Origin of the sequence: Streptomyces sp. NRRL WC-3742, from assembly GCF_000720635.1 — a bacterium.
GTDB lineage: Bacteria > Actinomycetota > Actinomycetes > Streptomycetales > Streptomycetaceae > Kitasatospora.
This window is the reverse complement of record NZ_JOCF01000001.1, coordinates 170,504-184,506: the sequence shown is the minus strand read 5'-3', so window position 1 is coordinate 184,506 and position 14,003 is coordinate 170,504. Positions and strand designations below refer to the sequence as shown.

Below are 14,003 nucleotides of genomic sequence, written 5' to 3'. Positions count from 1 at the left end.
GCGGCGGCCGCCCGGCGTGATCCGAGAGGCACGCCCCGGGCGCTCACGCGCCGAGCGCCTCCGGGTGGTGGTGGCACCAGCCCTCCCAGGCGGAGGCGACCATGTCGGTCACGTCGTACCGGGCCCGCCAGCCCAGCTCGCGGCGGATCGCCTCGGCCGAGGCCACCACCCGGGCCGGGTCGCCGGGACGGCGCGGGGCGATCACGGGGGTGGTGTCGCGCCCGGTGACCTCGCCGATCAGGGCGAGCATCTCGCGGACGCTGACGCCCTCGCCCCGGCCGATGTTGAGCGTCAGCGCGGTCTCCCCGGGCCGGCCCTCGGCGAGCCTGCGGGCGGCCGCGACATGGGCGGAGGCCACGTCGGAGACGTGGATGTAGTCGCGCACGCAGGTGCCGTCCGGGGTCGGGTAGTCGGCGCCGAAGACCTGCGGGGCGCGGCCGGTGGTGAGGCACTCGAAGACCATCGGGACGAGGTTGAACACCCCGGTGTCCGCCAGCTCGGGCGCCCCGGCCCCGGCGACGTTGAAGTAGCGCAGCGAGGCGGTGTTGATGCCGTGTGCCCGCCCGGCGGACCGGACCAGCCACTCCCCGGCGAGCTTGGTCTCGCCGTACGGGTTCATCGGCGCGCACGGGGTCCGCTCGGTGACGAGGTCGACGTCCGGCATGCCGTAGACGGAGGCGGAGGAGGAGAAGAGGAAGCGCCGCACGCCCTCGGCCGCGCACGCCTCCAGCACGGTCTGCAGGCCGAGCATGTTCTCGCGGTAGTAGAGGAACGGCCGCTCGACGGACTCGCCGACCTGCTTCTTGGCGGCGAAGTGCAGGACGCCGTCCACCCCGTGCTCGCGGATCGCGGCGCGCACGGCGGCGCCGTCCAGCGTGGAGCCCTTGACCAGCGCGACCTCGGCGGGCAGCCGGCTCGGGTCGCCGGTGCTGAGGTCGTCCAGGACGGCGACCTTCTCGCCCGCGTCGAGCAGCTGGCGGACCACGTGCCCGCCGATGTATCCGGCACCGCCAGTGATCAGCCAAGTCATGGCCCGATCCTAGGCCCTCTCTTTCCGAAACCACCCGCCCGGGCGAGTCGGGCCGCAAATACGGACAAAGGGGTGGAATGCTGGCAAGGATTTCCGTGTCCGCAGGTTCGGCGACGATTCGGAGGCCGTCAGGTGAGCCGCAAGAAGGAACACGCCCGCCCTCTTCCCGGCGGCCCCCGGCCGACCGGTCCCAAGGCTTCGCACGGGGTCGTCCGAGGCCGGGCGACCGCCTCGGGCGCGGTGGCGCTGGCGGCCGTGCTGGCGCTGGCCGGGTGCAGCAGTTCCTCCTCGGGCTCCTCCGGCTCCTCGGGCTCGCCGTCCTCGCCTTCCGCGGGGGCCTCCAGCAAGCAGCCCTCCTCGGCCCCCGGGGCCCAGCCCGGCGGCGCCAACCAGCTGCAGGACGCGTACCAGCGGGTGATCGCGGACGTGCTGCCCTCCGTGGTGCAGATCACCACCGGCGACAGCCTCGGCTCCGGGATCGTCTACGACGACAAGGGCGACATCGTCACCAACGCCCACGTGGTCGGCACCGCGACCGCCTTCACCGTCACCCTGGCCAACAGCAGCAAGACCCTCGACGCCACCCTCGTCGCCAGCTACCCCGACTCCGACCTCGCGGTGATCAGGCTCAGCAGCCCGCCCGGCGGCCTCAAGCCCGCCGCCTTCGCCGACTCCGGCAAGGTCCAGCTCGGCCAGATCACCCTCGCCATGGGCAGCCCGCTGGGGCTCTCCAGCTCCGTCACCCAGGGCATCGTCTCGGCCACCGGCCGGACGGTCTCCGAGCCCCGGGGCGGCGGCTCGCCGGGTGCGACCATCGGCAACATGGTGCAGACCTCCGCCGCGATCAACCCGGGCAACAGCGGCGGCGCGCTCGTCAACCTGGACAGCCAGGTCATCGGCATCAACACCCTCGCCGCCACCGAGCCGCAGACCAACGGCGGGGCGGCCCCCGGCATCGGCTTCGCGATCCCGGCGTCCACCATCACGAGCATCGCCGACCAGCTGATCAAGCAGGGCAAGGTCACCAACACCGGCCGGGCCGCGCTCGGGATCGTCGCCCGCAGCAGCTTCAACCAGCAGTTCCAGCCGGCCGGCGCGGTCATCGTCTCCGTCACCCAGGGCGGGGCCGCCGCCGGGGCCGGGCTCCAGGCCGGGGACGTGATCACCAAGATCGGGGACACCCCGGTCGACTCGCTGAACGCGCTCACCACCGCGCTCGCCTCGCTCACCCCGGGCAGCAAGGTCACCGTGACCTACACCCGGGACGGCAAGGACCAGACCGCCGACGTCACCCTCGGCACGCTGGAAACCCCCTGACGCCGGTACGGCGGCCGCCCCGCATCACCGTGCAAGGGTCGCGCGGGGCCGCCGCCGTACCGGTTCCCTCTCTGCGAGCGCCTCAGCGCTTCGCGGTGCGGGTGCGCCAGGGCAGCTCGACGGTGACGGTGGTCGGGCCTCCCTCGGGGCTGTCCACCACGAACACCCCGTCCACGGCGCGGACCCGCTCGGCCAGGCCCGCCAGGCCGCTGCCCGGGTAGGGGGCCGCCCCGCCCCGGCCGTCGTCCTGGACCAGCACCATCAGCTGGTCGTCCGAGCGCCACAGCTCCACCGTGGCGGTGCGGGCGCCGGAGTGCTTGGAGACGTTGGTGAGCAGCTCACTGACGGTGAAGTAGGCGATGCCCTCGACGGCGGAGTCCGGCCGCTCGGGCTCGCCGTCCCGGGCGGGCAGGTCGACGCTCACCCTGACCCCGCCGGGCACGGTGCAGCGGGCCGCGACCGCAGACAGGGCCGCGTCCAGGCCCCGGTCGGTGAGCACCGCCGGGTGGATGCCGCGGGCGAGGTCGCGCAGCTCCTGGAGGGCGAGCTTCACCTCGCCGTGCGCGTTGTCGACCATGCGGGTCGCGGCGGCCACGTCCTCGGGGCCGTCCACCTCGCGCAGCCGCTCCTTGGCCATGCCGAGGTCCATGGCCAGCGCGACCAGCCGGGCCTGGGCGCCGTCGTGCAGGTCCCGCTCGATGCGGCGCAGGTCGGCGGCGGCGCTGTCGACCACGATGCCCCGGTCGTCCTCCAGCTCGCGCACCCGCTCGGCCAGCGCGCCCGGGAACAGCAGCGACTCGATCAGGATGCGGTCCACCGCCGCCAGGGCGCGCACCACCCAGGGCAGCAGCGGCCAGAGCGCGATCGTGGAGACCAGGGTCAGGACGAAGCTGATGATGCCCCAGGGCAGCATCAGCACGTTGTAGAGCACCGAGCGCCAGCTCAGCAGGTCGGTGAGGTGGGCGGTGGTGTAGCCGACCACCCCCGGGCGGCGCGGCTTCACCGGCTCCGGCTCCTCGATCGCCGAGCCGTACGCGTTCCGCGCCCGCAGGCGGCCCAGCCGGCCCATCGACCGCGAGCTGGACAGGCCCGCGCCCAGCAGCGGCAGGCCCACGACCGTGACGGCCGTGCCCAGGCCGACGGAGAGCAGGGTGACGGTCACGACGAAGCCGGCGACGCCCAGGGGCAGGTTGGAGAGCAGGTAGCCGGCCTGGCGCCACATCCGCGATCCGTACAGGGGTGGGCGCTCCATGCGGGCGTCCTGCTCCTTGATGGCGTTCACGGCGCGGCGGTGCACGGACTCCATAGCGGGTCCACCGTCCCTCACTGTCGGGCCGGCGTACGGGCCGGGGCTTGTCAGCTTTCCGACCAAGCTTCCCGAACCGGGGGTGGGGAGTGCCATGGGGGTGATACATCTTCCCGGGCGGGGGTTATCCCCACCCCGCGTTTCGGGCAGCCGGGGTGTCCACCGGGCGTCTTGCGGAGCGGGCAGGGTTCGGGTGGATCCGAGCCGTCCCCTTAGACTCACGCATTGGCCGTGGTCACAACGGTGCGAGCAAGCGCCGCAGGAGCCGCCCGAGGGCGGGTCTGCGGCCGAGGTGGAGGGCGAGGGCATGGAGGGGCAGCACGCGGCTGCCGCCGCGGCGGACCCCGCGGTCGGCAGCGGCTACTTCGACGCGTACGCCGCGACGGGCCTGCTGGCCGTCGTCGGGGTGCTGTTCGTCGCCGTGGCGTTCACCGCCAACCGCCTGCTGCGGCCGGTCGTGTACTCGCCCGAGAAGCTGCTCGCCTACGAGTGCGGCGTGGACCCGGTGGGGGAGGACTGGGCACACACCCAGATCCGCTACTACGTGTACGCGTTCCTGTACGTGATCTTCGCGGTCGACGCGATCTACCTGTTCCCGTGGGCCACGGTCTTCGCCGCGGCCGGGTACGGCGCCGGGACGCTGGTCGAGATGTTCCTCTTCATCGGCTTCCTCGCGGTCGGCCTGCTCTACGCCTGGAAGAAGGGCGTTCTGGAATGGACGTGACCCGCTCCGATCAGCACGGGCACCAGCACGACCACGGGCACGGCACCCAGGGCGGTTCTGTGCCGCTGGGCCTGCCCGACCCGTCGCAGCCCGGCCCCGGGGCCGTCGAGCGGCGCTCGCTCGGCCCGCTGGCCCGGCTCGCGCCGGACCCGGTCAAGGTGGTGCTCAACTGGGGCCGCCGCTACAGCCTCTGGTGCTTCAACTTCGGCCTGGCCTGCTGCGCGATCGAGTTCATCGCGGCGTCCATGGCCAAGCACGACTTCATCCGGATGGGTGTCATCCCGTTCGCGCCCGGCCCGCGGCAGGCGGACCTGATGATCGTCTCCGGCACCGTCACCGACAAGATGGCGCCCGCCGTCAAGCGCCTCTACGAGCAGATGCCCGAGCCGAAGTACGTCATCTCCTTCGGCGCCTGCTCCAACTCCGGCGGCCCGTACTGGGACTCCTACTCGGTGACCAAGGGCGTCGACCAGATCATCCCGGTCGACGTGTACGTGCCCGGCTGCCCGCCCCGGCCGGAGGCGCTGCTCCAGGGCATCCTCAAGCTGCAGGAGAAGATCGCCGCCGAGTCCCTGCCCGGCCGCTACACCGCTCCCGCGTCGGCGCTGCGCCGACCGCTGGTCGCGGGGCCCACGGCCGAGGGACCCACTGCCGATGGAGGAGTGTCGTGAGCACGGCGGAGCAGTACGCGGCGTCGGTCGGCGAATGGGCGACCGGCGCCGAGGCGTACGGGCTGGTCACCGTCGACGTGCCGGCCGAGCACTGGATCGAGGCGCTCACCAGCGCCAGGGACGCGCTGGGCCTGGCCTTCTTCGACTGGCTGAGCGCCGTCGACGAACTGGCCGAGGGATTCTCCGTCGTCGCCCACCTGGCCGCCGTCGAGGCGCCGGGCGTCCGGCACCTCGCGCTGCGCACCCGGGTGCCCCGGGAGGCTTCCGCGCTGCCGACCGCCGTCGGCGTGTACGCGGGCGCGGCCTGGCACGAGCGCGAGACGCACGAGATGTTCGGCATCGACTTCCCCGGGCATCCGTACCTGGCCACCCTGCTGCTGCCGGACGGCTTCGAGGGGCACCCGCTGCGCAAGGAGTTCGTGCTCGCGGCCCGCGTCGCCAAGGACTGGCCGGGGGCCAAGGAGCCGGGCGAGTCCGACCACGGCGGCGGGCCGGCGCGGCGCAAGATGCAGCCGCCCGGTGTGCCGGACCCGAACGAGTGGGGGCCGCTCAAGGGCACCCTGCCGCCCGTCGCCGAGCGGCCCGCGCGCGGCGCGCGGGCAGCGGGCGCGGCGGCGCGCACGCCCCGGGCGGCGGCTGCGGCCGCCGGTGCCGAGGGCGCTCCCGAGGTGCGGGCGGACCGGCCCCGGCGGACGCGGTCGGTGTCGGAGGGGTCGGCGAGCCAGGCCGCGGAGACGACGGACGCGACGGACGCGACGGAGAGCGCACCGCCCGTACGGGCCGACCGGCCCCGGCGGACGCGGTCCGTCTCGGACGGGTCGGTCAGCCGGCCGGCGGCTCCCGAGGGCGAGCAGCCCGAGCGGCAGGCCCCGCCGCGGACCCGGTCCTCCGACGCGCCCTGGCACCACGCGGTGCCCGCGCACGAGGAGAAGCCCGCGGGTGAGGGACCGGGCGAGGAACCGGGCGAGAGGACGCCGGGCGAGGAGAAGCCGGGCGAGAAGACCGACCAGGACGGAGACGGCGCGTGAACCTGCTCGACACCCTGCTGCGCTGCGTCGCCACCCTCGTCGTCTTCCTGGTGTTCCCGCTGGTCATCGGCCAGACCGAGCACAAGGTCATGGCGCACATGCAGGGCCGGCTCGGCCCGATGTACGCCGGTGGCTTCCACGGCTGGGCGCAGCTCGTCGCCGACGGCGTGAAGTTCGCGCAGAAGGAGGACATCGTCCCCTCCGGGGCGGACCGCCGGATCTTCCAGCTGGCGCCCGCCGTCTCGCTGCTGCCGTACCTGTTCGTGCTGCTGGCGATCCCGGTCGGCCCGAACGGCTTCGTCGGGCAGGCGATCGACGCCGGGCTGTTCTTCGTCCTGGCCGTGATGGGCGTCGGCGTGATCGGCAAGCTGATGGCCGGCTGGGCCTCGGCGAACAAGTTCTCGCTGCTCGGGGGCCTGCGCACGGCCGCGCAGCTGATGTCGTACGAGCTGCCGATGGTGCTCGCGGCGGCCTCGGTGGCGATGGCGGCCGGCACGCTCTCGCTGCCCGGGATCGTGGACTCCTGGCAGTGGTACTGGCTGCCCTGGCAGGTCATCGGCGCGTTCGTGTTCTTCACGGCCGGCCTGGCCGAGCTGCAGCGCCCGCCGTTCGACATGCCGATCGCCGACTCGGAGATCATCTTCGGCGCGTACACCGAGTACACCGGGCTGCGCTTCGCACTGTTCCTGCTGTCCGAGTACGTCGGCATCCTGGTCGTCTCGGCCCTGACGGCGGTGCTGTTCCTGGGCGGCTGGCACGGGCCGATGGCCGACCAGCTCGGCTGGCTCTGGATGCTCCTCAAGACCTTCGCGCTGGCCTTCGTGGTCATCTGGCTGCGGGTCACCTACCCGCGTCTGCGCGAGGACCAGCTGATGCGCTTCGCGTGGGCCGTGCTCGTCCCGCTCGCCCTCGTCCAGCTGGCCCTCACCGGCATCATCAAGGTGGCGATCGCATGAGTTTCCCCGGTGTCGGCCTCGCCAAGGGCCTGGCCGTGACGCTGCGGACGATGACGAAGAAGAGCGTCACCGCGCAGTACCCCGACGTGCAGCCGGTGCTGCCGCCGCGTTCGCGCGGCGTCATCGCGCTGCTGGAGGAGAACTGCACGGTCTGCATGCTCTGCGCGCGCGAGTGCCCGGACTGGTGCATCTACATCGACTCCCACAAGGAGACGCTGCCGGCCGCCGAGCCGAACGCCCGGGCCCGTACCCGCAACGTGCTCGACCGGTTCGCCATCGACTTCTCGCTCTGCATGTACTGCGGGATCTGCATCGAGGTGTGCCCCTTCGACGCGCTGTTCTGGTCGCCGGAGTTCGAGTACGCGGAGACGGACATCCTGGAGCTGACCCACGAACGGGACAGGCTCCGCGAGTGGATGTGGACCGTCCCGGCGCCGCCGGCGCTGGACCCGGCGGCCGAGGAGCCCAAGGAGATCGCCACCGCCCGCAAGGCGGCGGACAAGCTGGCGGCCGCGGCCGCCGCCACGGACGAGGCGGGTGACGAGGCATGAGTACCGCCGCCACGCTTCTCGCGGCGACCGGCTCGCTGGAGCCGGCCGCCCGTTCGTTCCTGTCCCCGACCGGGCAGGAGATCGTCTTCCTGCTGGTCGGCATCGCCGTGGTCGGCTCGGCCGTGGTCTCCGTGACCACCAAGCAGCTGGTGCACGCCGCGCTGTGGCTGGTCGCCGCGCTCGGCGGGTTGGCGGTGGAGTTCCTGCTGCTGACGGCCGAGTTCATCGCCTGGGTGCAGGTGCTGATCTACCTCGGCTCGGTGGTCGTGCTGGTGCTGTTCGGGCTGATGCTCACCAAGGCGCCGATCGGGCGCTCGCCGGACGCCGACTCCGGGAACCGCTGGGTGGCCCTGGTCGTGGCGCTGGCCTCGGCCGGGACGCTGGTGACGCTGGTCGTCGACGCCTTCCGCACGTCCTGGATCGACCTCGGCGCGGGCGGCGGCTCGGCCTCCGTCACCGGGGCCAGCCTGTTCCGGCACTGGGTGCTGCCCTTCGAGGCGCTGTCCGTGCTGCTGCTGGCCGCGCTGGTCGGCGCGATCGTGCTGTCGCGCGGGGCCGGTGCGCGGGTGCCGCCGCCCCGGGCGGCCAGGTTGCGCGCCGGGCGTCCGGTGGGCTCCAACGGGACGGTCGCCGCGACCGCTCCGAAGCCGGCCGAGCCCTCGGCGCCGGTGACGCCCTCGGCAGCCGTGACGCCCGTGACGCCCGCGACGGAGGAGAGCTGATGCACCTCGCCTACCCCGCCGTCCTCTCCGCGCTGCTGTTCAGCGTCGGCGTGTACGGCGTGCTCGCCCGGCGCAACGCCGTCCTGGTGCTGATGTCCGTCGAGCTGATGCTCAACGCCGTCAACCTCAACCTGGTCGCCTTCGACGCCTGGTTGCGCGACTCGCTGCACGCCGGGCAGGCGCTCACCCTGTTCACCATCACCGTCGCCGCCGCCGAGATCGGGCTGGGGCTCGCCATCGTCCTGCTGCTCTTCCGGGCCCGGGGCACCGCGGACATCGACCGGGCCACCGCGCTCGGCGACCCGGCCGAGGCGCTGCCCGTCGAGGAGCCGACGCCCGTCGGCCCCGCGCCGGCCGGAGCCGAGGCGCTGAAGGGCCAGGCCACCGCATGAACCTCGCCCTGCCCGCCCTCGTCCCCGCGCTGCCCGCGCTGGGCGCCGCCGCCACGCTGGCCGTCGGCCGCAAGGCGCCCGGACTGGCCCGGCCGCTGGCCGTCGTGCCCGTCGCCGTCTCGGCCGTGCTCGCGCTGGTCGTCGCCCTGCAGCTCGGCTCCGGCCAGACACTGGACGCCGCCACCCGGCTCACCCCGACCGGCGGACCGGACATCTCGCTCGCCCTCCACCTGGACGGCTTCACCTCGCTGATCTCGGTGCTGGTCGGCCTGGTCGCCACCTGTGTGCAGGTCTACTCGACCGCCTACCTGAAGAAGGACCCGCGCTACCCCTCGTACGCGGCGCTGGTCTCGCTCTTCACCGCCGCCATGTTCCTGGTGGTCTACTCGGGCGACCTGATCGTGCTGCTGGTCGGCTGGGAGGTCATGGGCGTCTGCTCGTACTTCCTGATCGGCCACCACTGGGAGGGCGCCGACGCCCGCTCGGCCTCGCTCAAGGCGTTCCTGGTCACCAAGCTCGGCGACGTGCCGTTCCTGTTCGGGATCTTCCTGCTCGCATCCGACGCCGGGAGCTTCCGGATCTCCGAGGTGCTGGCCGCCGCGGGCGAGGGGCGGCTCGGCCACCCGACGCTCACCGCGCTGCTGCTGCTCGCCGGGGTCGCCGGAAAGAGCGCGCAGTTCCCGCTGCACACCTGGCTCCCCGACGCGATGGCCGGCCCGACGCCGGTCTCCGCGCTGATCCACGCCGCCACCATGGTCGCGGCCGGCATCTACCTGGTCGCCCGGCTGATGCCGGTGTTCCTCCAGTCGGGCGCGGCGCTGGTCGTGCTCGCCGTGATGGCTGCCGTGACGATGATCGGCTCGGCGCTGTGCGCGCTCGCCCAGGACGACCTCAAGCGGGTGCTCGCCTACTCCACCGTCGGCCAGCTCGGCTACATGGCCGGGGCGCTGGCCGCCGGGGACCGCGAGGCCGCCGTCTTCCACCTCGTCAGCCACGGCGCCTTCAAGGCGCTGCTGTTCCTGGCCGCCGGTGTGGTGATCCACGCCGCGCACACCAACTCGCTCTCCGCGATGTCCCGCATCCCGGGCCTGCGCAAGCGGGTGCCGGACGCCCACCTGCTGATGGGCGTCGCCCTGGCGGCCCTGGCCGGGCTGCCGCCGCTGTCCGGCTTCTTCAGCAAGGAGGCGGTGCTGACCGCCGCCGAGCACGCCGCCCACGGCGACGCGCTGACCAACGGTGTCGGCCCGGCCTCGGCCGTGCCGCACGCCGCCGGGTGGATCGTGCTGATCTCGGCCGCCCTCACCGCCCTGCTCACCGCCGCGTACGCGGCCCGGCTGTTCCTGCTGGCCTTCCACAGCCCGAGTGCGGCCCTCCCGGCAGCGCCCGTCGTCGCGGCGGACCACGAGGCCGGCGCGCCGTACTCGCCCGAGCCGGACGAGGCCGATCCGGCCACCGCCGAGCCGCACGCCATGCGCTGGCCGCTGTGGGTGCTGGCCGTGCCCACCGTCGCCTTCGGCATGATCGGCGGCGCCTGGGACTGGCTGCCCTCGCTGCTGGACGGCGGCTCGCTTCGGCCCACCGGCGTCACCGGGGTCACCGGCACCGGGCTCGCCCTGGTCGGTGCCCTCGCCGCGTACGGCGCCTGGCGCGCGGCCACCGCCCGGCTGGGCACCGGCCGACCGGCCGCCGTCGGGCGGGTGCCCGAGCAGGGCACGGCCCCGGCCGCCGAGGTGATCGTCGCCGACCCCGGGCGCACCCTGCTGGGCCCGCTGTTCGGCCCCGCCCGGCACGGCTTCGGCGTCGACCGGCTCTACCACGCGCTGTTCGTGCGCCCCGTCCTCGCGGCGGCCGGGCTGGTCCGCTTCCTGGACCGCGAGGTCGTCGAGGGCTACGTGCAGGGCAGCGGGATCGGCGCCAACCTGCTCGGCCGGGCCGTCCGGCTCGCGCAGACCGGCAACGCGCAGACCTACCTCAGCGCCCTGCTCGCCGGCGTCGTCCTGCTGGCCGTCCTGGTGGCGGTGTAACCGGTGCGCTATCTCCCCCTCCCCTTCCCTCCCCTCACTGGGAGCCCCCGATGAACGCGGTCCTCATCGCCCTCCTGGTGCTGCCGCTGCTCGGCGCCGCGCTCACCCTGGCCCCGGTGTTCGGGCCGGACCGGGCCGTGGCCGACCGGCGGGCGCTGCGGCTGAACACCGTCGTCACCGGCGCGGTGTTCCTGCTCGCCCTCGCCCTCGCCGCCGGCTTCGACCACGACGAGCCGGCCCGGATGCAGGCCACCACCGACGTGTCCTGGATCCCGGCCCTGCACGTGCGGTTCCACCTCGGCGTGGACGGCGTCTCGCTGCCGCTGATCGTGCTGACCGCACTGCTGACCCTCCTCTGCGCGCTCTACTCGGAGAAGCGGCTGCCGAACGGCGAGGGAAGGCCCTCCGCCCAGGCGTTCGTCGGGCTGTTCCTCCTCCTCGAGGTCGGCATGCTCGCCACCTTCGCGGTGCTGGACCTCCTGCTCTTCTTCGCGGCCTTCGAGATCGTGCTGATCCCGATGTACTTCCTGATCGCCCGCTGGGGTAGCGGCGCCAAGGTGCCCGCCGCCAACCGCTTCATCCTGTACACGCTGCTCGGCTCGGCCGTGATGCTGCTCGGCTTCCTGCTGATCGGCGGCAAGGCCGGCACCTTCGACATGCAGGCCCTGGCCGCCGCGCACGGCAACGGCCTGAGCCACACCACCCAGGTGATCGCCGCGCTGGCGATCCTGGTCGGGCTCGCCGTCAAGGCCCCCGCCTGGCCGCTGCACAGCTGGCTCCCCGACGCGCACACCGCCGCCCCGACGGTGGGCTCGGTGCTGCTCGCCGGCGTGATGCTCAAGATGGGTACGTACGGCCTCGTGCGCGTCCTCCTCCCGGTCGTGCCGGACGGCGCCACCACGCTCGCCCCCTACCTGGGGGCCTTCGCGGCGGTCGGCATCGTCTACGGTTCGCTGGCCTGCCTGGCACTCGCGCGCCCCGGCGCCAAGGGCGACCTCAAGCGCCTGATCGCCTACTCCTCGGTCGGCCACATGGGCTTCGTCCTGCTGGGCATCGCCTCCCTCACCCCGGTGGGCGTCAACGGCGCGCTGTTCGCCAACATCGCCCACGGTCTGATCACCGGTCTGCTGTTCTTCCTCGTCGGCGCGCTCAAGGACCGCTACGGCACGGCGGACCTCGACACCCTCTCCGGCGCGACCGGGGCCGCGCTGTACGGCCGCGCACCGAGGATCGGCGCCCTGCTCGCCTTCGCCGCCGTGGCCAGCCTGGGCCTGCCCGGCCTGGCCGGCTTCTGGGGCGAGCTGCTCGCCATGCTCGGCGCGTTCGACCCGGCGGCCGGCCTCTCGCGCCCCGCCTTCGTCACGTACATGGTCCTGGCCGGTATCGGCACCCTCCTCACCGCCGCCTATCTGCTGATCATGGTCAAGCGCGTCTGCATGGGGGACCCGAAGCAGCCCGCGCCCGTGGCCGAGGTGGCCGACCTGCGCGCGTACGAGGCCGTCAGCTGGACGCCGCTGGCCGCGCTCACCCTGCTCGCCGGCCTCTGGCCCGCCCTCCTGCTCGGACTCTCCGACCCCGCCGTCAAGCACCTCCTCGGGGGTGGCTGACCGTGCTCGCAGCCCAGACCGCCGCACTCGGACCTCACTCCACGGGGCAGCACACTGTGACCTCCCTCGCCGTAGCCAATCCGGGCAGCCTGATCCAGTCCGTCGACTGGGTGGCGATCGCGCCGCCGCTGATCGCCGCCGTGGCCGCCGTCGCCGTGCTGGTCACGGACCTCTTCCTGCCCGAGCGGCACAAGAAGTGGCTCGGCCGCCTCACCGCCGCCGGACTCGCCCTCGCCCTCATCGCACTCCTCCCCCTCACCGGAAAGTCACCCCGAGCGACCTTCTGCGTGCAGAACGTAGCAGGGGGGTCCGACAACGGTGGTTGCTCCTACGTCGCCGACCACTTCGCCCTGGTGTTCCAGCTGCTCGCCCTCGGCGGCGCGCTGATCGCGGCCCTGCTGTCCATGCACACCGTGGACGAGACTCCATCGACCAGCGGCTCCGCCGCGGGGCTGCCGCGCGGCGAGTACTGGTTCCTGCTGCTCTCCAGCGCCACCGGCGCCGCCCTGCTGCCCGCCTCCCGGGACCTCGCCACCATGGTGGTCGCCCTGGAGGTCGCCTCCCTGCCCGCCTTCGCGCTGGTCGCGCTGCGCCGCGACGGCCGGGGCGCGGAGGCCGCCCTCAAGTTCTTCGTCTCCTCGGTCACCGCGACGGCCGTGATGCTGCTCGGCATCGGCTTCGTCTACGCGGCGAGCGGCAGCCTGCACCTGGGCGCCGTCGCCCAGGGCCTGGAGCACGCCCCCGCCCAGCTCAAGCCGCTGGCCGAGGCGGGCGCCGTGCTGACCCTGGTCGGCTTCGCCTTCAAGGTCGCCGCCGTCCCCTTCCACTTCTGGGTGCCCGACACCTACACCGGCGCCCCGCTGCCGGTGGCCGGGTACCTGTCGGTGGTCGGCAAGGCGGCGGGCCTGTCCGGCCTCGCGCTCGCCACCACCGTCGCCTTCCGCCCGTACGCCCACACCTGGGGCCTGGCGCTGGCCGTGCTCGCGGCGGTCACCATGACCGTCGGCAACGTCGGCGCGCTGCGCCAGCGCTTCGACACCCGCTACAGCGCGGTGCGGCTGCTCGCCTGGTCCTCCGTCGGCCAGGCCGGGTACCTGCTGGTGCCGCTGGCCGCCGCCGGCTACGCGCCCACGGGCACCGACCCGCTCGGCGCCACCGCCGCGTACGCGCTGATCTACGGCGTCGTGAACCTCGGCGCCTTCGGGGTGGTCGCGGCCGTCGGCCGCCGGCCCGGGGTCGGCGTGGACGACTTCCGGGGCCTGTTCGCCCGCAACCGCTGGACGGCGCTGGCGCTCGCGTTCTTCCTGCTCTGCCTGGCCGGGCTGCCGCCGGGCCTGATCGGGCTCTTCGGCAAGGTCGTGGTCTTCCGCGCCGCCGTCGACGCCGGACTGGGCTGGCTGGCGGTCGTGATGGCCGTCAACGTGGTCGTCGCGCTGTACTACTACCTCCTCTGGACGGCCCGGCTGTTCGCCCCGGTGGCGGAGGGCGCGGACAGCGGCGAGGCTGTCGGGGGCGCGGACGGGCAGCGCCGGCTGCCGGTCGGTCTGACCGCCGCGCTGGGGCTCACCGCCTCGGCCGCCGTGGTGCTGTCGGTGGCTCCGCAGCTGGTCCTCCAGGTGACCGGGGGCTCGCTGTTCTGAGCCTCCGTCGGCCCGCCGGGTGAGGCTCCGGTGGA

Annotated in this window: 13 protein-coding genes; 11 read left to right on the top strand and 2 right to left on the bottom strand. The window is 73.6% G+C overall.

Annotated features, from left to right (window positions below; all coding sequences use genetic code 11):
* Window positions 1-43: 43 nt before the first annotated feature.
* The gene (galE, locus tag IH61_RS0100900; RefSeq protein ID WP_031063301.1) at window positions 44-1,030 is read right to left on the bottom strand and encodes a UDP-glucose 4-epimerase GalE; all 987 of its coding nucleotides are present in this window, start codon (window positions 1,028-1,030) and stop codon (window positions 44-46) included.
* A 240-nt stretch (window positions 1,031-1,270) separates the two neighbouring features.
* Here galE and IH61_RS0100895 point away from each other — a divergent pair, with 240 nt between their 5' ends.
* On the top strand, window positions 1,271-2,347 hold the full coding sequence (locus IH61_RS0100895; protein ID WP_031063299.1) for a S1C family serine protease: 1,077 nt from the start codon (window positions 1,271-1,273) through the stop codon (window positions 2,345-2,347).
* Between the two features lie 82 nt (window positions 2,348-2,429).
* On the opposite strand, the gene IH61_RS0100890 is transcribed toward IH61_RS0100895, so the two are convergent.
* Window positions 2,430-3,599: a sensor histidine kinase gene (locus tag IH61_RS0100890; protein WP_031063296.1), complete on the bottom strand. Its 1,170-nt coding sequence runs from the start codon at window positions 3,597-3,599 to the stop codon at window positions 2,430-2,432.
* Window positions 3,600-3,960: 361 nt separating this feature from the next.
* On the opposite strand from IH61_RS0100890, the gene IH61_RS46665 reads away from it, so the two are divergent.
* Genes IH61_RS46665 through IH61_RS0100840 form a run of 10 tightly spaced genes read left to right on the top strand, consistent with a single transcriptional unit; the run spans window position 3,961 to window position 13,968 of the window.
* Window positions 3,961-4,377, top strand: coding sequence for an NADH-quinone oxidoreductase subunit A (locus tag IH61_RS46665; RefSeq protein ID WP_031063293.1), 417 nt, complete (start codon window positions 3,961-3,963; stop codon window positions 4,375-4,377).
* Window positions 4,368-5,048: an NADH-quinone oxidoreductase subunit B gene (locus IH61_RS0100880; protein WP_234326968.1), complete on the top strand. Its 681-nt coding sequence runs from the start codon at window positions 4,368-4,370 to the stop codon at window positions 5,046-5,048. The genes IH61_RS46665 and IH61_RS0100880 overlap by 10 nt, the downstream gene beginning before the upstream one ends.
* Window positions 5,045-6,076 (top strand): NADH-quinone oxidoreductase subunit C, encoded by a 1,032-nt coding sequence (locus IH61_RS0100875; RefSeq protein ID WP_051836054.1) that lies wholly within the window; start codon window positions 5,045-5,047, stop codon window positions 6,074-6,076. Before IH61_RS0100880 ends, IH61_RS0100875 begins: the two co-directional genes overlap by 4 nt.
* Before the next feature lie 2 nt (window positions 6,077-6,078).
* Window positions 6,079-7,032, top strand: coding sequence for an NADH-quinone oxidoreductase subunit NuoH (gene nuoH / locus IH61_RS0100870; RefSeq protein WP_037971263.1), 954 nt, complete (start codon window positions 6,079-6,081; stop codon window positions 7,030-7,032).
* Window positions 7,029-7,583: a NuoI/complex I 23 kDa subunit family protein gene (locus IH61_RS0100865; RefSeq protein ID WP_031063279.1), complete on the top strand. Its 555-nt coding sequence runs from the start codon at window positions 7,029-7,031 to the stop codon at window positions 7,581-7,583. The genes nuoH and IH61_RS0100865 overlap by 4 nt, the downstream gene beginning before the upstream one ends.
* A complete protein-coding gene (locus tag IH61_RS0100860; protein ID WP_031063277.1) occupies window positions 7,580-8,305 on the top strand; it encodes an NADH-quinone oxidoreductase subunit J in 726 nt (241 codons plus the stop codon). Before IH61_RS0100865 ends, IH61_RS0100860 begins: the two co-directional genes overlap by 4 nt.
* Entirely contained in the window at window positions 8,305-8,697 is a 393-nt protein-coding gene (gene nuoK / locus IH61_RS0100855) for an NADH-quinone oxidoreductase subunit NuoK (RefSeq protein WP_031063275.1), read from the top strand. Before IH61_RS0100860 ends, nuoK begins: the two co-directional genes overlap by 1 nt.
* Window positions 8,694-10,721: an NADH-quinone oxidoreductase subunit L gene (locus tag IH61_RS0100850; protein ID WP_031063266.1), complete on the top strand. Its 2,028-nt coding sequence runs from the start codon at window positions 8,694-8,696 to the stop codon at window positions 10,719-10,721. The genes nuoK and IH61_RS0100850 overlap by 4 nt, the downstream gene beginning before the upstream one ends.
* A gap of 50 nt (window positions 10,722-10,771) precedes the next feature.
* Window positions 10,772-12,328, top strand: a complete 1,557-nt coding sequence (locus tag IH61_RS0100845; RefSeq protein ID WP_031063264.1) for a complex I subunit 4 family protein — start codon at window positions 10,772-10,774, stop codon at window positions 12,326-12,328.
* Window positions 12,329-12,384: 56 nt separating this feature from the next.
* The gene (locus IH61_RS0100840; RefSeq protein ID WP_031063263.1) at window positions 12,385-13,968 is read left to right on the top strand and encodes an NADH-quinone oxidoreductase subunit N; all 1,584 of its coding nucleotides are present in this window, start codon (window positions 12,385-12,387) and stop codon (window positions 13,966-13,968) included.
* Window positions 13,969-14,003: the final 35 nt, after the last annotated feature.